General features: G+C 38.7%; 21 protein-coding genes and 1 tRNA gene. 14 read left to right on the top strand and 8 right to left on the bottom strand.

Translation table 11 applies throughout. The features are described 5' to 3' along the window. The first annotated feature begins 21 nt into the window (after positions 1-21). The 3 genes from R1T16_RS15605 to R1T16_RS15615 all read left to right on the top strand — a co-directional run bounded on the left by R1T16_RS15605 (position 22) and on the right by R1T16_RS15615 (position 3,435). On the top strand, positions 22-1,740 hold the full coding sequence (locus R1T16_RS15605) for a hypothetical protein (RefSeq protein WP_317502055.1): 1,719 nt from the start codon (positions 22-24) through the stop codon (positions 1,738-1,740). Between the two features lie 261 nt (positions 1,741-2,001). Then, positions 2,002-2,637: a hypothetical protein gene (locus tag R1T16_RS15610; RefSeq protein WP_317502056.1), complete on the top strand. Its 636-nt coding sequence runs from the start codon at positions 2,002-2,004 to the stop codon at positions 2,635-2,637. 237 nt (positions 2,638-2,874) lie between these two features. Then, positions 2,875-3,435 (top strand): hypothetical protein, encoded by a 561-nt coding sequence (locus tag R1T16_RS15615; protein ID WP_317502057.1) that lies wholly within the window; start codon positions 2,875-2,877, stop codon positions 3,433-3,435. 110 nt (positions 3,436-3,545) lie between these two features. On the opposite strand, the gene R1T16_RS15620 is transcribed toward R1T16_RS15615, so the two are convergent. Beyond that, positions 3,546-4,643 (bottom strand): site-specific integrase, encoded by a 1,098-nt coding sequence (locus R1T16_RS15620; RefSeq protein ID WP_317502058.1) that lies wholly within the window; start codon positions 4,641-4,643, stop codon positions 3,546-3,548. Positions 4,644-4,943: 300 nt separating this feature from the next. Next, a tRNA-Pro gene (locus R1T16_RS15625) sits at positions 4,944-5,018 on the bottom strand. Between the two features lie 239 nt (positions 5,019-5,257). Here R1T16_RS15625 and trxB point away from each other — a divergent pair. Beyond that, complete coding sequence (gene trxB / locus R1T16_RS15630) at positions 5,258-6,223, top strand: thioredoxin-disulfide reductase (protein WP_317502059.1); 966 nt, start codon at positions 5,258-5,260, stop codon at positions 6,221-6,223. Positions 6,224-6,268: 45 nt separating this feature from the next. Here trxB and R1T16_RS15635 read toward each other — a convergent pair whose 3' ends face one another. Beyond that, the gene (locus R1T16_RS15635) at positions 6,269-7,132 is read right to left on the bottom strand and encodes an NmrA family NAD(P)-binding protein (protein ID WP_317502060.1); all 864 of its coding nucleotides are present in this window, start codon (positions 7,130-7,132) and stop codon (positions 6,269-6,271) included. A gap of 190 nt (positions 7,133-7,322) precedes the next feature. Between R1T16_RS15635 and R1T16_RS15640 the strand changes: the two genes are divergently transcribed. Next, positions 7,323-7,796 carry a VOC family protein gene (locus R1T16_RS15640; protein WP_317502061.1) on the top strand — a complete coding sequence of 158 codons (474 nt, stop codon included), beginning with the start codon at positions 7,323-7,325 and terminating at the stop codon, positions 7,794-7,796. 45 nt (positions 7,797-7,841) lie between these two features. Further along, the gene (locus R1T16_RS15645) at positions 7,842-8,213 is read left to right on the top strand and encodes an iron chaperone (protein ID WP_317502062.1); all 372 of its coding nucleotides are present in this window, start codon (positions 7,842-7,844) and stop codon (positions 8,211-8,213) included. A 268-nt stretch (positions 8,214-8,481) separates the two neighbouring features. Here R1T16_RS15645 and ribH read toward each other — a convergent pair whose 3' ends face one another. Both ribH and R1T16_RS15655 read right to left on the bottom strand, forming a co-directional pair. After that, a complete protein-coding gene (gene ribH / locus R1T16_RS15650) occupies positions 8,482-8,973 on the bottom strand; it encodes a 6,7-dimethyl-8-ribityllumazine synthase (RefSeq protein WP_317502063.1) in 492 nt (163 codons plus the stop codon). Between the two features lie 5 nt (positions 8,974-8,978). Then, positions 8,979-9,755, bottom strand: a complete 777-nt coding sequence (locus R1T16_RS15655) for a tetratricopeptide repeat protein (RefSeq protein WP_317502064.1) — start codon at positions 9,753-9,755, stop codon at positions 8,979-8,981. A 145-nt stretch (positions 9,756-9,900) separates the two neighbouring features. Here R1T16_RS15655 and recF point away from each other — a divergent pair, with 145 nt between their 5' ends. The 5 genes from recF (at position 9,901) to R1T16_RS15680 (ending at position 14,531) form a co-directional block, all read left to right on the top strand. Continuing rightward, positions 9,901-10,980, top strand: coding sequence for a DNA replication/repair protein RecF (recF, locus tag R1T16_RS15660; protein WP_317502065.1), 1,080 nt, complete (start codon positions 9,901-9,903; stop codon positions 10,978-10,980). 73 nt (positions 10,981-11,053) lie between these two features. Next, positions 11,054-11,725, top strand: coding sequence for a DUF2461 domain-containing protein (locus tag R1T16_RS15665; protein WP_317502066.1), 672 nt, complete (start codon positions 11,054-11,056; stop codon positions 11,723-11,725). A gap of 38 nt (positions 11,726-11,763) precedes the next feature. Further along, positions 11,764-12,786, top strand: coding sequence for a UDP-N-acetylmuramate dehydrogenase (gene murB, locus R1T16_RS15670; protein ID WP_317502126.1), 1,023 nt, complete (start codon positions 11,764-11,766; stop codon positions 12,784-12,786). Positions 12,787-12,867: 81 nt separating this feature from the next. After that, positions 12,868-13,974, top strand: coding sequence for a glycosyltransferase (locus R1T16_RS15675; RefSeq protein WP_317502067.1), 1,107 nt, complete (start codon positions 12,868-12,870; stop codon positions 13,972-13,974). Next, positions 13,965-14,531 carry an RNA polymerase sigma factor gene (locus R1T16_RS15680; RefSeq protein WP_317502068.1) on the top strand — a complete coding sequence of 189 codons (567 nt, stop codon included), beginning with the start codon at positions 13,965-13,967 and terminating at the stop codon, positions 14,529-14,531. Before R1T16_RS15675 ends, R1T16_RS15680 begins: the two co-directional genes overlap by 10 nt. Here R1T16_RS15680 and bla read toward each other — a convergent pair. After that, positions 14,528-15,256 carry a BlaB/IND/MUS family subclass B1 metallo-beta-lactamase gene (bla, locus tag R1T16_RS15685; RefSeq protein WP_317502069.1) on the bottom strand — a complete coding sequence of 243 codons (729 nt, stop codon included), beginning with the start codon at positions 15,254-15,256 and terminating at the stop codon, positions 14,528-14,530. The two genes, R1T16_RS15680 and bla, sit on opposite strands and share 4 nt — an antisense overlap. Positions 15,257-15,385: 129 nt before the next feature. Between bla and R1T16_RS15690 the strand changes: the two genes are divergently transcribed. The 3 genes from R1T16_RS15690 to gap all read left to right on the top strand — a co-directional run bounded on the left by R1T16_RS15690 (position 15,386) and on the right by gap (position 18,419). Further along, entirely contained in the window at positions 15,386-16,219 is an 834-nt protein-coding gene (locus tag R1T16_RS15690; RefSeq protein WP_317502070.1) for an energy transducer TonB, read from the top strand. Positions 16,220-16,484: 265 nt separating this feature from the next. Then, positions 16,485-17,375 carry a lipoyl synthase gene (gene lipA, locus R1T16_RS15695; protein ID WP_317502071.1) on the top strand — a complete coding sequence of 297 codons (891 nt, stop codon included), beginning with the start codon at positions 16,485-16,487 and terminating at the stop codon, positions 17,373-17,375. Between the two features lie 42 nt (positions 17,376-17,417). Next, positions 17,418-18,419: a type I glyceraldehyde-3-phosphate dehydrogenase gene (gene gap / locus R1T16_RS15700; protein ID WP_317502072.1), complete on the top strand. Its 1,002-nt coding sequence runs from the start codon at positions 17,418-17,420 to the stop codon at positions 18,417-18,419. A gap of 73 nt (positions 18,420-18,492) precedes the next feature. Here the strand turns inward: gap and R1T16_RS15705 are convergent, their stop codons facing one another. Next, on the bottom strand, positions 18,493-19,305 hold the full coding sequence (locus R1T16_RS15705) for a purine-nucleoside phosphorylase (protein WP_317502073.1): 813 nt from the start codon (positions 19,303-19,305) through the stop codon (positions 18,493-18,495). Next, complete coding sequence (gene lpxK, locus R1T16_RS15710; RefSeq protein ID WP_317502074.1) at positions 19,277-20,302, bottom strand: tetraacyldisaccharide 4'-kinase; 1,026 nt, start codon at positions 20,300-20,302, stop codon at positions 19,277-19,279. The genes R1T16_RS15705 and lpxK overlap by 29 nt, the downstream gene beginning before the upstream one ends. Positions 20,303-20,374: the final 72 nt, after the last annotated feature.

Below are 20,374 nucleotides of genomic sequence, written 5' to 3' on the forward strand. Positions count from 1 at the left end.
TAAAACTTCTGGTAAGCCTTCATGCAAAATAACGTAACCACACTTTCTACTAACCTAAAAAATTTAATTAGAAAATATGAACATAAAACTTTTATTGCGCATTGGAGCTTTTATACAAACATGCACTATCGAAACAATAGTGTTTTAAAAGTTGAATTAAAATCTCCCATTCGGCAGTTAACATATTTAATTTCATTGTACCACAGGACTGGATTTGGGGGAAACGAACGTTTTGAGGCTTACAGCGACGACTATACGAAGATAGTTAACCTGCTGAACGACATTGAAGAACAGTACTCCATTACTTCTGAAGAGTATAAAAATAGTGGCTTTAACAGCGAAAATGCCGAAAAATTATTTATAAGCAATAGTACCTTCCTCAATTTTTATCTTAATGCTCCATTGACGTATACAGAACAGGATATTGAAAAAATTCGTAAGACATTTATCCATTTCGAATCTCTGATTGTGGAAGAATATGGATTAACAATTGACGATTTTATTAACTTTTACATTGGGCTGTGTAATTTGGAAACTGAGCGCTACGAAAAATATTATGATCATACTCATGAGCAAAGGGATTTAATCTTAAAGGCCCGCGACTACCCGGAAGATCTAACAAGGCAAGAAGCTTCTGATTTACTTGAAATTACGGATAACGGCATATTTAACCTTGGAATTCCTATAGAAAGAGTAAAGTCGCTTTTACCTGAAGATAAAATAAAAACCCTACTCGCCATTTTCACGCTAACAAGGGAAGAAAATGTAAATTACCTATACTATAGCGATAGCTGTCCTTATCTTTTACAGCCAATATTGCTAATGGATGGGGATCATCTGGTAATGATATTTTCTAAACAGTTGATAAATGCTACTTATGATTTTCTATTTGATTTTTGTTCAACCATAGACAGTGACGGGAGGAGGGTACTGGACCAAAGGGAAAATTACCTCGAAGTCAAAACAGCAGACCTTTTTAAAAGCTTTTTTGGAAAAAAAGCTAAAGTGTATACTAATTATTACGTAACTAAACAGGAGAAAGACCTTCTTGTAGTAATTAATAAATATGCGTTCATCATAGAATGTAAAGCTAATAAATACCGTATTCCGTTTAGAGACCCATTAAAGGCCTTCGACAGAATTAAAGATGATTTTAAACGATCTATTGGTAAAGGTTATCTTCAGGCTAGAGAAATGGAAGAATTAGTATTAGCTGGACAACCTTTTCATATAAAAAATCATCGTGGAGAAATTATAGATAAAATATATCCTGGAAAGATTCATGAAGTATTTTCAATTGTTGTAACACAGGAAAGGTTTGGACAGATAGAATGTAACTTGGCACACTTGCTTGAGGTCGAAGATGATAATGATTATCCTTGGGCAATTGCCGTCGATGACTTGGAAACATTTTTAATTACGCTGAGTCGAAAACAAAATCATCTTCAGGAATTCGTAACCTATCTTACTGCACGTGAAAAACTGCATGGAAGATTATTTTGCTACGATGAGCTGGATCTTGGTGCGCTGTTTCTTATGCAGCCAAAAGTCTTTTTCAGCTATTGCAATCACTTCGCCTCGGTAATTATGTCTCCCGATATGAATAAATTTTTTGATGAACTATATTCGATTGGTCTAGGGTTTAAAAATGAATTACATTTAGATAAAAAGAAACAACGGGAGGCACCTATAGCATATGCACTTCTAAAAGAATTAAAACTTGGCAGGCCAAAAATGTAAGATGTTTAAATTCCGGAAACGTTCAGTCGCATGGCGAGGTTAAAGAATAAAGATGCTAGATTTTTAAGTTAAACACGAATTTTCAAAGTACAAAACGAACTTTTCATTAAACCTAAAACTCCAATCTCGCCAAACAATTATTAACGGATGGCTCTATTGCTTACGTTTAAGGTACTTTTTGCAATAAATTCAGCGGTTTACTTTTCTAAATTAACTTTTGAGTAATTTCGTAAAGGTCTAATTAACTTTTAATATTTTAATATGATTCAATTTGATATATATCGAGATTCAACAAAAGAAATCTATGCAGATGATATTCCAGAGTTTTCAGGTTCTGAAAATTGGGGGAATTTAAGTAGTAAATTTTTATTTATATTCAGCAGATTAGATTATCTCAATGATACTTTAGTTTCAATATGCGAAAAAGTAGAAATTTATAATGTCAATTTCAAAGAGAGAAATGGTTTAACTAGTAAGAAAACTAAAATCGCACCTTATATTGAAATTATACATGTTATGTCAGATTTAAGAATGATAGTTGATGAGCTTATAGCTTTGCTATACATTGTTGAAAAAAGAAAAGTTTTAGGTGATTATCCTAGTAAAATTGAAATAGAATCTATTGGGAATCTATTGGGTAAATGGAATGAGAGAAAATTTGATGATGTGAGATTCTTTATTGATTATAAAGATTTTTTAAAGAATGTGAATGATATTACGAACACTTACAAACATTCATTTATAAATGACAATATTGTATTTTATAGACAACTTGATAAACCAACTGTTTATGCAATAAGGAATTTTAATGGAGAATTTGATAAACAAAAAAATAAATTAACAGCAATTCCACTAGAGAATATTGTAAATGATTTCAATAAAATGTTTAAAGTATAGAATATTATTAAAAGAAATGACATATGAGCAAATAGTAAATGATTTTGAAAAGAAAAAAAACTTATAAAATGTAGAGTAGAAAATCATGCCTAGTATCCGCTAAATCTTTTTTGACTAATCGCAAATTTATATTGTCGTTTCGAAAAACTTTATCTTAGCGGAAATCACTTCCACTCGTTTTTTCAAAGCGAAGATCGGTGGCGTACAATTTTAAGTCATTTTCAAAATAACCTACGAATGAGCGAAGAATGTAAAATATGGTTTCCGCATGAGATTTTCTACATTGAAGGTTTATTGTCAATAACCCGGACAATTCTTTCTGAAAAAAATGTAGTGGTAACCGTCTTAGACCAAATTCAGGAAGGAGATTATGAAAACGAAAAAATTCTTATTGACGCAGTCCAGAATATCTGTACCCAAGCTGCATTAATTTCTAAATTTTTCTGGCCGGTTAGCAGAACCAAGATCCATAAAGGCAGGGGAAAAAGGTTACGCGAAGCGTATGAGATTCATGAGCAGAATTGCCTTAAGGATAAACAGGTAAGGAATTTCATCGAACACTTCGACGAAAAACTCGACTTGTATCTGTCTGAATTCACAGCGGGAACCATTATTCCCATATATGTTGGTCCAAGAATTGACATGGAGGCCAAGCAAATATTTCGCGGCTATTTTCTCAACGAAGCAGTATTCACAATTTTGCATTTGGAATATAAAATCATTCCTATAATTGACGAGATTGAGAGGATACATTTACTTTTAGAGCAAGATTTCATAAGTGGAAGGTTTAGTAATTAACAAAAAGTCCGACGATTCGCTTACTATTTTATAAATTTTAAACTATGAAAAGACCTCTTGAAAAAGACCTCTCCTTAATAAAGAAAATTCTGGAACTGAGTATTGATGAATTAATTGAACGTGACTGTCATTGCGAATGTATGCCGTGCTATATGAAATGTCAAAGTTTTCGTAATCCCACAAACGTCAGCGATTTCTTTTAGGTATCCGTTCATTCGCTGGTTTGAAATTACGGGGAATACTGTGCCGTTATTCAGCGCCCTTGGATCATCACGGTATTTTTCCATCAAATCCGTCGCTACAGGCAGTAAAGGTACGCGTACTCTCGTGTCTGTCTTTGCCCTGCTTGTAGATATCCATAGACCGCCGTCTATACCTGTGACAATCTTGTTTGGAGTCAGTTCAGCGAGTTCAATATACGAAAGACCCGTATAGCAGCTGAAAAGAAACATATCCCGAACATGCCTCAGGCGTTCAATAGACAGCTCTTTGTCTGCCAATATAGCAAGCTCCTCGCTGTTCAATGACTCGCGTTCTACTTTATCGAAACGTTTCTTAAAGCTGGCAAAAGGGTCTTTGTCAAGCCAATCCAGCTTGACAGCCATATTTATCATTTTGCGCAGCCTCTCAATATGCTTCATTATGCCGTTGTTGTTAATTGGCTTCTGGTGATCTTTGGGAATATAATTAAAAAGGAAGCGTTCAAATTCCAAAATGAACTTGTAATTAAGCTGTGAAAGGAAAATATCAGTTCTCTTGAACTTCTCCATGAGAAAACTTTTTACATACCGCTGGGTGGTATGGTAGTTCTTCATGGTTCCGGGAGCAAGTTTATGTAATTGCTGCTCATTATGATATTCCATCAACAGCACTAATGTTGGGGCAAGGCGGTCCGTGCCCATTACTTTATCACGGATTGTAGGCCCATCAATCGGTTCATCATTGAGGAGCATATTCTGATAGGTATTTATGATCTTTGCCTTGAATTGTGTAAGGAACAGGTTGAGTTCAGTGATTTCCTTACGGTTTCCCTTGGCCATGCCTTTCATTTCATTCCACTCGTTTACATTCAGCGAACGTTTCACTGAGATCTCGGTCCGCTTTCCGTTTACTGTAACCCTGGCACAGATGGGAGCCTTTCCCTGCAGGGAGGTCTTTTGTTTCTTTAGGTAAAATAGTACCCCGAATGTTGTAGTAGCTCGTTTCATATTTCGAAAATTTAATGTTCAGACCAACTGCACATTTAAAATGGTCTCAATGCAGCCGAACTGTCAACTAAAAAACGCAGTTATTGAGAAATAATAAATGTTAAAAATAAAACATCAATTGACTGATTACTAATGAACTAAATCGAATTTTGAGACCCTAAACATAAAAAAAGAAAATGGGTAGCCTATGGGGTATCATATCCTTTGCTACAACTTGAATATTTTGGAGTTGAATAAAAAGAAAAACCCCTTAAATCATTGGATTTAAGGGGTTTTGACTGACTTTGAAAGTCTTAAAAGTCGGGGTGGCAGGATTCGAACCTGCGACCTCCTGGTCCCAAACCAGGCGCGATAACCGAGCTACGCTACACCCCGGGTGTTAGTTATTTTATCTGCAACCTTCCCTCTGCAAGCGGAAAGCACAACCGGGCTAAACTACACCCGAAAAGTCAAGTAGATTACTCCATTTGAGCGGTGCAAATATACTACAAAAACTGACTTCTCAAAACAATAAAGTAAAATTATTTTTCAATAGCTAAAACTGATAACTTTAAGTAGTTATTTTTTCAATTAAAACATACATTTGTATAGCAAATTAATGACCCTACATAATTATGTCTGAGACAATAGAAAAAATCAAATGCCTTATCATAGGATCAGGCCCCGCAGGTTATACTGCAGCTATTTATGCCGCAAGGGCAGATATGAAACCTGTTGTTTACACTGGTATGGAACCGGGTGGACAGCTAACAACTACTACAGAGGTTGACAACTTTCCGGGATATCCGGAAGGTATCGACGGACCTACAATGATGGTACAGTTGCAACAGCAGGCTGAACGTTTTGGAACTCAGGTGCGTATCGGTATGGCTACTGAAGTTGAATTTAGTAAAGAACCGGGCGGATGGCACAAGGTAATTATTGACGGCAATAAAGAGGTACACGCTCAAACTGTTATTATATCTACCGGAGCTACTGCAAAATATCTTGGGCTTCCAAGCGAGCAGCGTTTAAGAGGCGGCGGCGTTTCGGCATGTGCAGTATGTGATGGCTTCTTTTACCGTAATCAGGACGTAGCTATCGTGGGTGCAGGAGATACTGCTGCTGAAGAAGCTACATACCTTGCCAACATTTGTAAAAATGTTACCATGCTGGTACGTAAAGATGCAATGCGTGCGTCTAAGGCAATGCAGCACCGTGTTGAGAACACGCCTAACATCACTGTTCTTTACAATAGCGAAGTTGACGAAGTTATAGGTGACCAGGTAGTTGACGGTCTTAGGATCGTAAACAACCAGACTGGCGACAAACACGAAATTGCTATTACAGGCTTATTTATTGCAATCGGCCACAAGCCTAATACAGATATCTTTAAAGATCAGCTTGATATGGATGAGACAGGTTACCTTATTACCGAAGGTAAATCTACTAAGACTAACATCCCGGGAGTATTTGCTTCTGGCGATGTACAGGATAAAGATTACCGTCAGGCAATTACTGCTGCCGGTTCAGGCTGTATGGCCGCTCTTGACGCAGAACGTTACCTTACATCTGTAGAGAGCCACCACGAAGTAGCATAATCAATTATAGATTTATATAGAAGCCGTACAGTAATGTGCGGCTTTTTATTTTTCCTTAGCAACAAGATCGCTGATATATTCATCTAGTGTTGTTATACCTCTGGATGGATTTTCAGGCCACTCCTGACCCTGATCTATCGTTAAACGTGTCATATTTACCATAGACCTTGCTGCTTTTTTAGAGAAGCCCTGCTTTTCTAAAAACACTTCCCATTTATCTTCCGGAATCTGAACAGCTTCAACTGTTTTATCCAACGCTTTCGAAAAAGCAGCGGCTACGTCATCAGGAGAATAGTTATCCGGGCCTGTCCTGTAATAAAGTCCGGTGTCGTCTGAAGGCTCAAGCAATAATTCGGCAGCAAACTTACCAAGGTCTTTAGGCGCAACCATTGGTAATTTAAAATCCGGTGGATAAAGACTATATACGTTACCATCTTTCTGCGCCGATGCTAGAGAAAAGTCCCAATTGCTATAATAATAGGCAGCACGCTGAATACTTACCGGAATATGAATATCCTTTAGTACCTCTTCCATTTCATATAGCACACCAAGATCACCTATCTTTTTACCGGGCTGGACACCATAAGTAGATTCGGCTACAATTTTTTCGAGTCCGGAGTCTTCGATTGCAGCAATGATAGACTGCATACTGTCACGTTCTACCCTGGTTGTATTTGTAGATGGCGGAGCAGGCGGATTCAAAAGAAAAAGGTGGCTTCCCATCTTAAATATTTCATTAAGCCGGTTACTGTCTGTTATATCGGCAATCTCAGCCCTCGCCCCCATTGCTTCTATAAGTCCAACTTTATTTTCATCATGTGTAATCACGATTACTTTTTTTCCTTTGGCTAAAAGTTCGCTTGTAACGGCAGTGCCTACATGGCCTGTACCTCCTAATATAATATACATGATATGCCTTATTTACGGTTTACCTTATCAAGTTAATCATCATTAGTCATAACTCCTTATAAATTATCTTTTCATTAACCGACCTGGCGGATCCTGTCCCGATACACCCCTATTATTGTCAGGTTTCCACCGCCTGAGGATATAACGTATTAGGTATCTTTGATATGTAAACAACAAACAATTAACTATTATGCAAAAACTAACCCCATGCCTTTGGTTCAACGGAAGAGTTGAAGAGGCGCTTGAATTTTATACTTCGATATTTAAAAATTCCAAAGTAAATGATATATCACGCTACGGCAAGAACATGCCTATGCCCGCCGGCTCTATACTGACAGCGACATTTGATATTGAGGGACAGGCGTTCATGATGCTGAACGGAGGTCCGCAATTTAAGCACAGTGAAGCTATCTCTTTTGTGATAAACTGCAAGGACCAGGAAGAAATTGATTATTACTGGGACAACCTGACAGCCAACGGCGGCAGCGAAAGCGTGTGTGGATGGCTAGTGGACCCATACGGAATTTCGTGGCAGGTGGTGCCTGAAGAGTTTGACCAGCTTATCAAAAACAGCGGGTCAAATGCCGATAAAGTGATGCAGGCATTAATGCAGATGATAAAACTCGACATCAACAAACTTAGGGCGGCTGCAACGGGCGAATAAACATAAAGCTTTCCGTTTGGGAAGTTTTACTTTTAAATTTGAGTTATGGATAAACCGAAAGACATTAACGAATACATTGAAAGTTTTCCTCACGAAGTAAGGAAACTTTTAGAACTCGTGCGCAAAACAGTACAAACTGCCGCACCTGAAGCACATGAAACCATAAGTTATGGTATGCCGGCTTTTAAACTTTATGGAAACCTTGTTTACTTTGCTGCTTTTAGAAGCCATATAGGCTTTTATGCCCTGCTATCGGGCAACGCCGCATTTCAAAAAGAACTGAGTGCTTACAAGACAGGAAAAGGCTCTGTTCAATTTCCGCTTGACAGGCCGATGCCCCTTGATCTAATTGAAAAGATCGTAAAATTTAGAGCTGACGAAAACAGGCAGAAAATGGAACTAAAAAAGAAAAAATGATTTTGTAAAAGATTACCGTCGAGCATAAAAAAACCCTTTTCATCCAGGGAGGACAAAAAGGGGAAGCCATAAAACCACACCTTACTTTAATTAAATGGCTTATTTTTTTTTATGAGGGACGAATTTATTTACACCACTGTTTTAAATCCGTTCCTGAAGGTATATACGAAAGGTGCAGTTTTATGGATTTAAAAAATTTTAAATTTTTATAAAAAAAATCCCTTCCGGTTCGGAAGGGATTGAATATCAATAAAATAAATTTATAAATTTATTTTGTCTGCTGTCTTAAAAAAGCCATTTTAATAGCGACTATACCTGCTTCTGTACCTTTATTACCGTGAATTCCACCGCTGCGGTCTATCGCCTGCTGCATAAAATTATCGGTAAGTACACAAAATACAACAGGTACATCTGTCTGCACATTGAGGTCTTTTATGCCCTGCGACACCGCTTCGCATACAAAATCAAAATGCTTAGTTTCTCCCTGTATAACACTGCCGATAGCTATAACAGCATCAACGTCTTGAGTATCTATCATTCGCTTAGAACCGTAAATAAGTTCGAAGCTGCCCGGCACATCCCATGATATGATATTTTCGGCGAGGGTACCGTTTTCAAGCAATGCTTCAATAGCACCTTTATAAAGGCCGCTTGTTATTGTCTCGTTCCACTCAGAAACAACAATCCCAAACCGAAAATCTTTCGCGTTTGGGACTGTGTTTTTATCGTATTGTGATAAGTTTTTATTTACTGTAGCCATAGTAATTATTCAGCCATTGCAACATACGCATCGATAGAAGCGCCTTCTGCAGAAGTACTGTATTTATCCTGGATCTCTTTAAAATACTTAAGAGCCTCAGCTTTTTTGTTAAGTGCAAGAGCCGTTTGTCCCGCTTTAAAAAGGTAACGTGGTGCTACCATATCATTTTGAGTTGCTTTGGCAGCTTTATCATAAAACTCCAATGCATTATCGTTTTGCTTAAGCTGTGCAAAAGCATCGCCTGTTGCACCTTTAGCCATAGCATCAAGAATTTCGTCTTTAGTGCTGAATTGCTCTAACTGATCTACCGCCTCTTTATATTTACCAATGTTAAGATAAGCAGTACCTGCATAATAATGTGCCAGGTTACCAGCATCTGTCCCGCCATGATTTTCTATAATCCCAAGGAAACCGTTTTTACCTTCTCCACCGTTGAGTGACAATTTAAATAGCGAATCGTTTGCAGCAGGTGCATTAACCGCCTGGTCAAAATATTGCTGTGCCTGGAACATATCTTCTGCAGCAGCAACTTCTTTAGGTTCAGCTATTACTTTTTGATATCCAAAATAACCAATTGCAGCTACAGCTATAATAACAACCCCTGCTAAAATACCTTTTTGGTTTCTGGCCACCCACTCTTCTGTTCTGGAAGCACCTGCATCAAGAGTATTAAATACCTCTGCTGTTGTGCTTTTTCCGTCAAAAGTTTCTTCTACAGGTTCAACCTCGTTAATTTCTGCGGGTTTGGGAGCTTTATAGCCTCTTTTGTTATACGTTGCCATTTATGTTATTTTAATGAGTGGCAAAAATAAAATTTTTATTGAATATTAAAATATCTTTTGTCGATATTTTTCGATAATTTGCGCCTTCTTAGTAAAACAGCCCATTTTTATACAAGGTTCTCACAATCAGGATTCCGTTTACCCCATGTACTTAAAGAATTTATCACTCCTCAATTATAAAAATATTGCTGAGGCAAATTATGAATTTGACCCTAAAATAAATTGCTTTACAGGAAAAAACGGCGTAGGGAAGACTAATGTACTGGATGCCATATACCATTTAGCCTATGGAAAAAGCTATTTTAACCCCATGGCAGTGCAGAACATTAAGCACGGAGAAGAGTTTTTTGTAATTGACGGAAATTTTGAAAAAGACAGCCGTAATGAGCAAATAGTATGCAGCCTTAAAAAAGGTATGAAAAAAGTACTTAAGCGCAACGGCAAGATCTATGATAAATTTTCTGAGCACGTAGGTTTTATACCCTTAGTCATCATATCCCCTTCAGACAATGACCTTATTACCGAAGGCAGCGAAACAAGGCGAAAATTTATAGACAGCGTAATCTCACAGCTTGACTCATCTTATCTTCAGGAGCTTATCAATTATCAAAAAGTAGTTTCGCAACGCAATGCACTCCTTAAATACTTCGCCCTTAACCATACATTTGACAAAGACACCTTATCTATATATAACGAGCAGCTGGACACTTTAGGCCATGCCCTGTTTGAGAAACGCAAACAGTTCCTGGAAGACTTTATACCTATATTTAATAAGCACCATCAGTCGATTACCGATTCCGCAGAGGCTGTAAGTGTTGTTTACGACAGCCACCTGCACGACAAAAAGCTGCTGAATTTATTCGACGAAAGCCTGCAGCGCGACCGCGTATTGCAGTACACCAGTGTAGGTATTCATAAAGATGACCTTTTGTTTGAAATTGATGGGCATCCTATAAAAAAATTCGGATCGCAGGGGCAGCAGAAATCATTTCTGATCGCCCTTAAGCTGGCACAATTTGAATTCATAAAAAAACAAAGCGGCGTGTTACCGATACTTTTATTCGACGATATTTTTGACAAGCTTGATGAAACACGTGTTTCTAAAATAGTTACCATGATAGACGATAAGGTTTTCGGGCAGATATTCATTTCTGACACCCATCCTGAAAGAACAGAAACAATCGTAAAAGACACCCACCAGAGTTATACTTTATTTAATCTGTAATAGTGTTCCACAGTTACTGATTATTGGACATTGCAATTAAAAATTATACATTTACTCTACAAATCAGTACATCATGATATCAAAGACCAGCCTTCAGTTTCTTGAAGACCTAAAAGAAAATAATTACCGTGACTGGTTCCAGGCCAACCAAAAACGATACGACGAGTATAAAAAAGACTATCGCCAGATGGTTGATGCTTTTATTGCCGAAATGAGCAAGGAAGACGAAACCCTTAGCCAATTGGAATTTAAAGATTGCTCCTTCCGTATTAATAAAGACATTCGTTTTTCTAAAGATAAATCACCTTATAAAACCAATATGGGTATCTGGATGAGTGCAGGAACCAAAAACACAAATCTCGCCGGATATTATGTACATATAGAAAAAGGAGCCAGCTTCATCGCTGCCGGAGTCCATTGGCCGGATGCCGCCGACCTTAAAAAAATACGCAGTGAGATTGCCGGTTTTTATGAAGACCTTGAAGATATTGTCGACGCTCCTGAATTCAAAAAATTATTCGGCAGCCTTGACAGCGATGAAAATAATACATTGAAAACATCTCCTAAAGACTACGCAAAAGACCATCCTGCAATAGCTTTTTTAAAACTGAAAAGCTTTACAGCAACAGCTAAACTATCTGACAAAGAGATTGAAAACAAAGATTTTGTAGCCAATACTTCTAAAAAATTATCGGTACTTAAACCTTTTGTAGAATTTTTAAACCGCGGCCTTACTACAGAATAATAGTTTAAAGTCTTATTTTTGCTTCTCAAAACAACCGTATACTCACTATGGAAATCGTTGCTAATTACCCTTTAAAAAACCACAACACCTTCGGCATAAGTGCCTTTGCTAAAGAATTCGTTCAGGTTCATTCAATAGCCGAACTAGCCGAAGTACTCAAAGAGAACAAAGGCAAAAAACTTTTTATCCTTGGTGGTGGAAGCAATATGCTGCTTACCCAGGATATAGACGCCCTTGTTATACATGTTGACCTAAAAGGTAAAGAAGTCTTGGAATCTAAAAACGGTTTTGCTAAAGTTAAAGCCATGGCGGGCGAAAACTGGCATGAGTTCGTTCAGTTTTGCATAAGCAGCAATCTTGGCGGACTGGAAAACCTTTCGCTTATTCCTGGTAATGTAGGTACTACCCCTATCCAGAACATTGGGGCATACGGTACTGAAATCAAAGACACTTTTGTTTCGTGCGATGCAATGAACATTGTAACACAGGAAATAAAGACCTTTACTAAAGAAGAATGTGAGTTCGCTTACCGCGAAAGTATTTTTAAGGGGAAACTGAAAGACCAGTATGTAATTACATCGGTTACTTTCAGGCTTACTACAGAAGGTCATAAGATAAACACATCCTATGGCGATATCGCTGCCGAGCTGACTAAAAATGATATTGTTATACCCACTATAAAAGATGTGAGCGAAGCTGTTACGGCTATTCGTCAAAGCAAACTGCCCGACCCAAAAGAACTGGGCAACAGTGGCAGCTTCTTTAAAAATCCTATCATCACAACAGAAGAATTTGAGGTGGCTTATATCCTCCACCCTACAATGCCGCATTACACTGTATCGGATACAGAAGTTAAAGTACCCGCAGGATGGCTCATTGAGCAAAGCGGATTTAAAGGTAAACGTTTTGGAGATGCAGGAGTGCATGCAAGACAGGCCTTAGTACTTGTAAATTACGGCAATGCAACAGGACAGGACATTCTTGACTTATCTAAGAATATACAGGAAACGGTATTCAATAACTTTGGAATAAGGATTGAGGCAGAGGTTAACATTATTTAACCTGATTAGCAAATACTGAATACTGAACACTAAATATTTTCCCTAATTTTGCCAACGCAAAAATAAATGCCGCCTGCCTATATGCTGAACATTATTTTCTATGTATTTGTTGCTGTTGTAGTAGTACAGCTTGTATATTACCTTATAATTTTTGGAAAGTTTGCCTTTGCGCACGCTCAGGAAATTAGTCCCAAAAGGGTACCGGTTTCTGTAATCGTATGCGCAAAAAATGAAGCCGAAAAGGTAAAGCAGTTTGTTCCGTTATTAGCGGAGCAGGATTACCCTGACTTTGAAATTGTACTTATTGATGATGCGTCTAGCGACGAAACCCTTGATCTTTTTGAGGAATTCGAAAAAAAATACAGCAATATCCGCCTTGTAAAAGTGGCAAACAACGAAGCTTTTTGGGGAAACAAAAAATATGCGCTAACGCTTGGCATTAAAGCTGCACGTAAAGATTACCTTCTTTTTACTGACGCCGACTGCCATCCTGATTCTAAAGAATGGATAACCAACATGACTGCTCAGTTTACCACAAACAAAACAATTGTTTTAGGCTATGGCGCGTATGAAAAGGTTAAGAAATCGTTCCTGAATAAGATAATCCGCTTTGACAATATGCTAACGGCTACCCAGTATTTTGCATGGGGAAAAATAGGCAGTCCGTTTTCTGGCGAAGGCAGAAATCTTGCGTATAAAAAGGACGAATTCTTTAAGGTAAACGGCTATATTGATCACATGAATATCCGCATGGGAGAAGATGCCCTGTTTATTAATCAGGCAGCAAATAAAAAGAACACCACCATTTGCTATACTCCCGAAAGCTTCACGTACAGTGAGGCTAAAAAATCGTTTGGGGCATGGAGAATACAAAAGAGAAGACAGGTGTTTACAGCAAGCTTTTTCAGCTTTGCTGATAAATTTCAACTAAGGTTATTTTTGTTATCACAGCTGTCATTTATTACCCTTGCTATTGTTCTTTTTGCACTACAGTACAACTGGATGTTTATGGTGCCTGTAGTGGCAATACGTTATATCGGCAGCTGGCTTACAATGGGCTATAGCGCCGCAAAACTAAAAGAAAAAGATACGGTGTACTGGTATCCATTTATTGAAATAATCCTTACCTTCACACAACTGAACGTTTTCTTTAGCAATTTGTTTTCAAAACCATCACATTGGAAATAACCTCCCAAACTATACAACAGTACATAGAAAAGGCAAAAAAGGGCGATCAGGTTGCCTTTACATCCCTGCTCGATTTTTTTTGGAATGAGGTTTATGGTTTTATGCTAAAGCGTACCGAAAACGAAGCCGATACCGAAGACATAGTCATAGAAACATTCGCAAAAGCGTTTGACCGGATTTCTACTTATAATCCTGAATATGCATTTAATACCTGGCTTATAGCTATAGCCAAAAATGTTCATATAGATCTTTTGCGCAAAAAGCGCTCTTCTTTATTTGTAGAGATAACCGACGAAGAAGATCAACAGGCCTATAATGTAGCAGACAGTTCGCCCTCACCGGAAGATAAACTTATAAAAGAACAAAACCTTTCCAGCTTGCTTGAGTGCATCAAAAAGCTAAAACCACAATACCAAGAGGTAATTCAGCTGCGTTATTTCCAGGAAATGAGCTATCAGGAAATTGCTGATCAGCTTAGAGAGCCGCTTAATAATGTAAAGGTAAAACTACTACGTGCTAAAAAACTTCTTACCGAGATAATTACTAAAAAAGACTAAGCTTTCTTATTCTTTTTGAGCAGCTTTAAGGTATGCTTTACTGGCTTCCACCCTTTTGAACCTTTAAAATGACCTACCTCGGTATATACAGGTTCAGGATATTTTTCCATCAGCTTTTTAAGCGATTTTTTCCACTCGGCGGTATCTGCATCCTTTAGATAGCCAAGGTCATTGTTTTCTACACTTTTAAGAAAGCAGCCACCATACAAGAATTTATATTTGCCGAGCCATATCACTATATTATCGTGACTGTGTCCTTCGCCTGGATAATAGGTCTCAAAACGCTGTCCGCCAACATTAAATAGCGTATCCTTTTCGAATGTGTGCTGCGCCAGCTTGTTTCTGTTTTTAACAGAAAGCTCTTTAGTATATTTACTTGTATATGTTGCAATACCCTTGCCTGCATAATATTCTAGCCCCGCAGTTTTATCATCGTGAAAGTGGGTTGAAATACACATAACAACCTTTTTATTATGCTTTTTTTCTATACTGTCTAAAAGCGGCTGGAATTGAGTTTCATCCCACGGTGTATCAAACAACACGACGCCGTCATCTGTAACGATGTAAGCACTGTTAGACGGAAATGGTTTACCGGAAAACAACTGGTACGTTGTATAAAGATATATATTGTCATTTATCTTCTCAAACTTAAGCTTAGTATTTTGAGCTCCAGTCAAAAATGTAAATAAAAATATGATTAAGGTTAGCGATATTAGTTTTTTCATACTCAAATATAAAAATTAAGGTTTGATATTACACAATACTCAATTCGCAAATATTTACGGTTTTTATTACAATATTAAAATCAACGAAAACGTTTTAGATAATATATTAACAACCAAAATCATCATGCCATGTCAAAAGTTAACGTTTTAGACCAGGGATGGATCGACCTTGTTTTTGAAGGCCGCAACCAAAATTACGGAGCGTATCAATTACGTAAAGAAAACCCAAGAACAACAATGATCGCCCTATTTACAGGCATCAGTTTTGTGGCACTTTTAATCAGTGTCCCGGTTATCATAAATCTTTTGCAATCACCACCCCCGTTCGTGGACGAACCGGTAATAGATGTAACCCCATCAGTTATTGAAGTCGAGCCATATAAAATTCCTGAAACACCAATAGCAAAACCAGAACCTATAGTCGAGTCAGCAGCTCCGGCGGCACAATCAGTAACACCTACAGTTGAGCTTAAACCTTTTTCTGCAACATCTGAGCCGACTCCCGTGCTGCCTACAACAGACGATTTTAAAAATGCCGATCCGGGTGCGTCAACTACAGCCGGAACAGGAACTACAATAAACCTTCAACCAGGCACTGCACCTGACGGACAAGGTACCTCAACAGCACCGTCGACAGGAACAGGACCCGGAACTATTGAAACGATTGTAGATGTAGCTCCTGTATATCCTGGTGGACTTGACAGATTCCGTAAAGATGTAGGTGAACGCTTCAGGACTCCCGAAGTTAATGACGCCACAATTATGAGGGTCTATGTTTCTTTTGTTGTTGAGCCAGACGGAACCTTAAGTAATATTAAAGCAACACGCGACCCGGGTTATGGTATGGGTGCAGAAGCCGTAAGGGTTTTAAAATCTCTTAAAGCAAAGTGGACGCCGGGCATGAAAGGTGGTAAAGCAGTTAGAACTGCTTACAGCCTCCCGATAACCGTAAAGGTCAATTAAGATCAAGCTCCTTTTCAGGAGCTTTTTTTATGGCCATTTTTGAAGTGTACACACTCTTTTTCAACAAAAAGCTGTTGTCCCCAATACTAAATGAATGTTAAAACCAATTTTTTTTTTCAAAAATCTAAATTAGAGTAAAATTATCCATGCGTTTTAAGAAAAATAATAACATCTGTACAAAGGATTGTGACGGGTGTGCACATACATCAAAAACAACAGCTTTTATACAAATAAGTAGTATCTTTGCATCTTAAAGTTTTTATTTATGGAAACTGTTTTAGACACTGTACGACCTGTTGCTGCTAACGGACTGCTGACTCAAAAGCCAAAGTGGCTTAGGGTAAAGCTGCCTACCGGCAAAAAATATACTGAACTTCGCGGCCTTGTAGACAAATACAAGCTGCATACCATTTGTACTTCAGGAAGCTGTCCTAATATGGGCGAATGCTGGGGCGAAGGTACAGCTACCTTTATGATACTAGGTAACACCTGTACCCGTTCATGCGGCTTTTGCGGTGTTAAGACTGGCCGACCTGAAACGGTAGATTGGGATGAGCCTGAAAAAGTGGCACGTTCTATAAAGCTTATGAATATTAAGCATGCTGTTGTTACCAGTGTAGACCGTGACGACCTTAAAGACGGCGGTTCTATAATTTGGGCAGAAACGGTTAAGGCTATCCGAAGGATGAACCCCACGACTACGCTTGAAACACTTATCCCCGATTTCCAGGGAATAGAAAGAAATATAGACCGTATTATTGAAGTTGCCCCTGAAGTAGTTTCTCATAACATGGAAACTGTAAAAAGGTTAACCCGCGAAGTGCGCATCCAGGCAAAATACGAGCGCAGCCTTGAGGTATTGCGCTATCTGAAAGCAAATGGTATCAACCGTACTAAATCGGGCATTATGCTTGGCCTTGGCGAAACTGAAGAAGAAGTGATACAAACCATGCACGACCTTCGCAGCGTAAACCTTGATGTACTTACTATTGGCCAATACCTTCAGCCAAGTAAAAAACACCTTCCTGTAAAAGAGTTCATAACTCCGGAGCAGTTTGAAAAATACGAAAAAATTGGTCTTGAGCTTGGTTTCCGCCATGTAGAGAGCGGTGCGCTTGTACGTTCATCTTACAAAGCACAAAAACACATTTTATAATTAGTTTAAAGTTGTCAGTTGACGGTTGACAGTTTTACAGAAATGAACAAAAAAACAAAAATTGCCATTAACGGTTTTGGCCGCATAGGCCGAAACCTTTTCAGGCTTTTAATAAACCACCCCTCTATAGAAGTGGTTGCCATAAACGATATCGCCGATGCCCGTACTATGGCGCATCTTATAAAATACGACAGTATTCATGGCATATTGCCCCACGAAGTATCGCATACCGAAGACAGCCTGATAATAGACGGTAAGCCATATATTTTTCTAAGAAAGAAAAATGCTGAGAATCTTGACTGGAAATCTTTGGACATTGATATTGTTATTGAAGCTACAGGAAAATTTAAAACCCTGGAAGATGCCAACAAACACCTTGAAGCCGGAGCCAAAAGAGTAATCCTTTCTGCCCCACCAGAAGACGACCGTATTAAAACGGTTGTTTTGGGCGTTAACGAGCATATTCTTGACGGAACAGAAAAGGTGATCTCTAATGCAAGCTGCACCACTAACAATGCTGCACCAATGATGAAGGTTATAAACGACCTTTGCGGTATTGAGCAGGCATACATTACAACGGTTCACTCCTACACTACCGACCAAAGCCTGCACGACCAGCCTCACAAAGACCTAAGAAGGGCTCGCGGTGCAGCGCAGTCTATAGTACCTACCACTACGGGAGCTGCTAAAGCGCTTACTAAGATATTTCCTGAATTTGAAGGTAAAATAGGCGGCGGAGGTATTCGTGTACCGGTACCTGACGGATCGCTGACAGATATAACCTGTTATGTAAAACGTGAAGTAAGTATTGAAGAAATAAATGCTGCTTTTAAAACGGCTTCAGAAAACGGACTTAAAGGAATTTTAGCCTATACCGAAGACCCTATTGTATCAGTAGATATATTAGGGAACAGAAACTCGTGCTTGTTTGACTCACTGCTTACATCTGTTATAGACAGGATGGTAAAAGTAGTAGGCTGGTATGATAACGAAATAGGTTATTCTTCAAGAATAATAGACCTTATACTTTTCTTAGAAAAATAAAATATACTGCCACGAATTACACAAATCAGCACTAATTTTAACTGGTGAAAATTTGTGTAATTCGTGGCAAAATTTAGTACTTAATAATCAGTTCTTTTATCAGTGCCTTCACTTTTGGCTCTGCTGCTTTTGCAGCCTGGAGCACCTCATCATGGCTTAGCGTCTGGATACCCTCTTCGTTACCCATATCGGTAATTACAGAAAGCCCGAACACCTCCATATTCATGTGCCTTGCTACTATAACCTCAGGCACAGTAGACATCCCCACACAATCGGCTCCAAGAATCTTCACCATGCGGTACTCTGACATGGTTTCGTATGTTGGACCCTGCAATCCAAGGTAAATACCATCCTTTACATCAATGCTTTGTGCTACAGCAATCTCTTTTGCCTTAGAAATCATCTTACGGCTGTATGCCTCATTCATGTTTAAGAACCTCGGGCCAAAGCGCTCATCATTCTGCCCTCTAAGTGGATGCTCAGGGAAAAAGTTGATGTGATCGTATATCAGCACTATATCACCCACTTTATAAAACGGATTTACACCGCCTGAAGCATTAGATACTATAAGCTTATCTACGCCAAGCGCTTTCATTACCCTTACAGGGAATGTTACCTGCTCCATATTGTAGCCTTCGTAATAATGAAAACGGCCTTTCATTGCCACGACATTATTCTGTCCTATTTTTCCAAATACAAGTGCCCCTGAATGCCCCTCAACGGTAGACACCGGAAAGTTAGGTATCTCGTCATAGTTTAACGTAAACTGCACCTCAATCTCATCGGTAAAGCTACCAAGGCCTGAGCCAAGAATTACACCGTAACGCGGCACAAATCCTGTTTTATCTGAAATGTATTTAGCTGTTTCCTGTACTTTTTCCCACATAATCTAAAATAGTTTTATCAAATTCGGCACCATCGGTTAAAAAACGGCTTTGTATAGGCAGATAGTACAACTTATCTTTCGGCAGACTGCCCCTTAGCCTTACATAATCCTTCTCCGTAGTGACTATTATTTTATCAAGTGATCGCTTTTCTAAATCTTCGAGTTCATCTTCGCTAAAATCATGATGATCGGGATATGCCAGCGTTTCATCATTTTGGTGCTGCAAATGCTTAAAAAAAGGTTTTGGCTTTGCAATTCCGGCTACAAGAACCTTATCGGTACCTTTTATCTCTGCAACGTCCTTACGGCCTATTTCCGAATATACCTCGTTATCGTATTCTATACAAGTAAAGTAAACCTTTTGTGATTTCTTTGGCTTGAGCTTTTTTATGATATCCTGCCTTGCCATTTCGGTAAGGGCAACGGGACATTTGGTCACAATGATAACATCTGCCCTGTCAGCGCCAAGACTGCTTTCACGAAGGTTTCCGGCAGGCAGTAAAAAATCGTCGGCATAAATATCCCCGTACGCAGTTAGCAATATATAAAATCCCGCTTTTACCCTGCGGTGCTGATAAGCATCATCAAGCACTATGATTTCAGGCTTAGGTGAAAGCGCAAGCAATTGCTCTATGCCATTTTTCCGGTTGGCATCTACCGCTACGCGTATCTGTGGAAACTTTTGGTAAAACTGAAAAGGCTCATCACCCAGTATCGCGGCATCACTCGCACTGCTTCCAAGCACAAATCCTTCAGATTTTCTTTTGTAACCTCTGCTCAGTGTTGCTACCTTGTATTTATCAGACAGCAGCCTGATAAGATATTCAGTTTGCGGCGTTTTGCCGGTTCCCCCGGTGCTTAAGTTGCCTACGGCAATGACGGGCACAGGAAAGGAATGGGATTTAAAGATTCCCAAATTATATAAAACGTTACGCACTGCGGTTACCAGCAGATAAAATAGAGAGAATGGCAGCAGCAGCTTGCGTAGAAATTTCATTGGCGATTAAGATTGCTATTATAGCAAAGATAATTTTTTAAGCACACAAATTTACGTTTTTACAAAGGGCAA

The organism is Flavobacterium sp. DG1-102-2 (assembly GCF_033042555.1).
Classification (GTDB): Bacteria; Bacteroidota; Bacteroidia; order Flavobacteriales; family Flavobacteriaceae; genus Flavobacterium.

Excerpts from the sequence above, each read along its gene's own strand:
- R1T16_RS15605 (WP_317502055.1), top strand. The coding sequence starts at position 22 with ATGCAAAATAACGTAACCACACTTTCTACTAACCTAAAAAATTTAATT.
- R1T16_RS15610 (WP_317502056.1), top strand. The coding sequence starts at position 2,002 with ATGATTCAATTTGATATATATCGAGATTCAACAAAAGAAATCTATGCA.
- R1T16_RS15615 (WP_317502057.1), top strand. The coding sequence starts at position 2,875 with ATGAGCGAAGAATGTAAAATATGGTTTCCGCATGAGATTTTCTACATT.
- R1T16_RS15620 (WP_317502058.1), bottom strand. The coding sequence starts at position 4,643 with ATGAAACGAGCTACTACAACATTCGGGGTACTATTTTACCTAAAGAAA.
- trxB (WP_317502059.1), top strand. The coding sequence starts at position 5,258 with ATGTCTGAGACAATAGAAAAAATCAAATGCCTTATCATAGGATCAGGC.
- R1T16_RS15635 (WP_317502060.1), bottom strand. The coding sequence starts at position 7,132 with ATGTATATTATATTAGGAGGTACAGGCCATGTAGGCACTGCCGTTACA.
- R1T16_RS15640 (WP_317502061.1), top strand. The coding sequence starts at position 7,323 with ATGCAAAAACTAACCCCATGCCTTTGGTTCAACGGAAGAGTTGAAGAG.
- R1T16_RS15645 (WP_317502062.1), top strand. The coding sequence starts at position 7,842 with ATGGATAAACCGAAAGACATTAACGAATACATTGAAAGTTTTCCTCAC.
- ribH (WP_317502063.1), bottom strand. The coding sequence starts at position 8,973 with ATGGCTACAGTAAATAAAAACTTATCACAATACGATAAAAACACAGTC.
- R1T16_RS15655 (WP_317502064.1), bottom strand. The coding sequence starts at position 9,755 with ATGGCAACGTATAACAAAAGAGGCTATAAAGCTCCCAAACCCGCAGAA.
- recF (WP_317502065.1), top strand. The coding sequence starts at position 9,901 with ATGTACTTAAAGAATTTATCACTCCTCAATTATAAAAATATTGCTGAG.
- R1T16_RS15665 (WP_317502066.1), top strand. The coding sequence starts at position 11,054 with ATGATATCAAAGACCAGCCTTCAGTTTCTTGAAGACCTAAAAGAAAAT.
- R1T16_RS15675 (WP_317502067.1), top strand. The coding sequence starts at position 12,868 with ATGCTGAACATTATTTTCTATGTATTTGTTGCTGTTGTAGTAGTACAG.
- bla (WP_317502069.1), bottom strand. The coding sequence starts at position 15,256 with ATGAAAAAACTAATATCGCTAACCTTAATCATATTTTTATTTACATTT.
- R1T16_RS15690 (WP_317502070.1), top strand. The coding sequence starts at position 15,386 with ATGTCAAAAGTTAACGTTTTAGACCAGGGATGGATCGACCTTGTTTTT.
- lipA (WP_317502071.1), top strand. The coding sequence starts at position 16,485 with ATGGAAACTGTTTTAGACACTGTACGACCTGTTGCTGCTAACGGACTG.
- gap (WP_317502072.1), top strand. The coding sequence starts at position 17,418 with ATGAACAAAAAAACAAAAATTGCCATTAACGGTTTTGGCCGCATAGGC.
- R1T16_RS15705 (WP_317502073.1), bottom strand. The coding sequence starts at position 19,305 with ATGTGGGAAAAAGTACAGGAAACAGCTAAATACATTTCAGATAAAACA.
- lpxK (WP_317502074.1), bottom strand. The coding sequence starts at position 20,302 with ATGAAATTTCTACGCAAGCTGCTGCTGCCATTCTCTCTATTTTATCTG.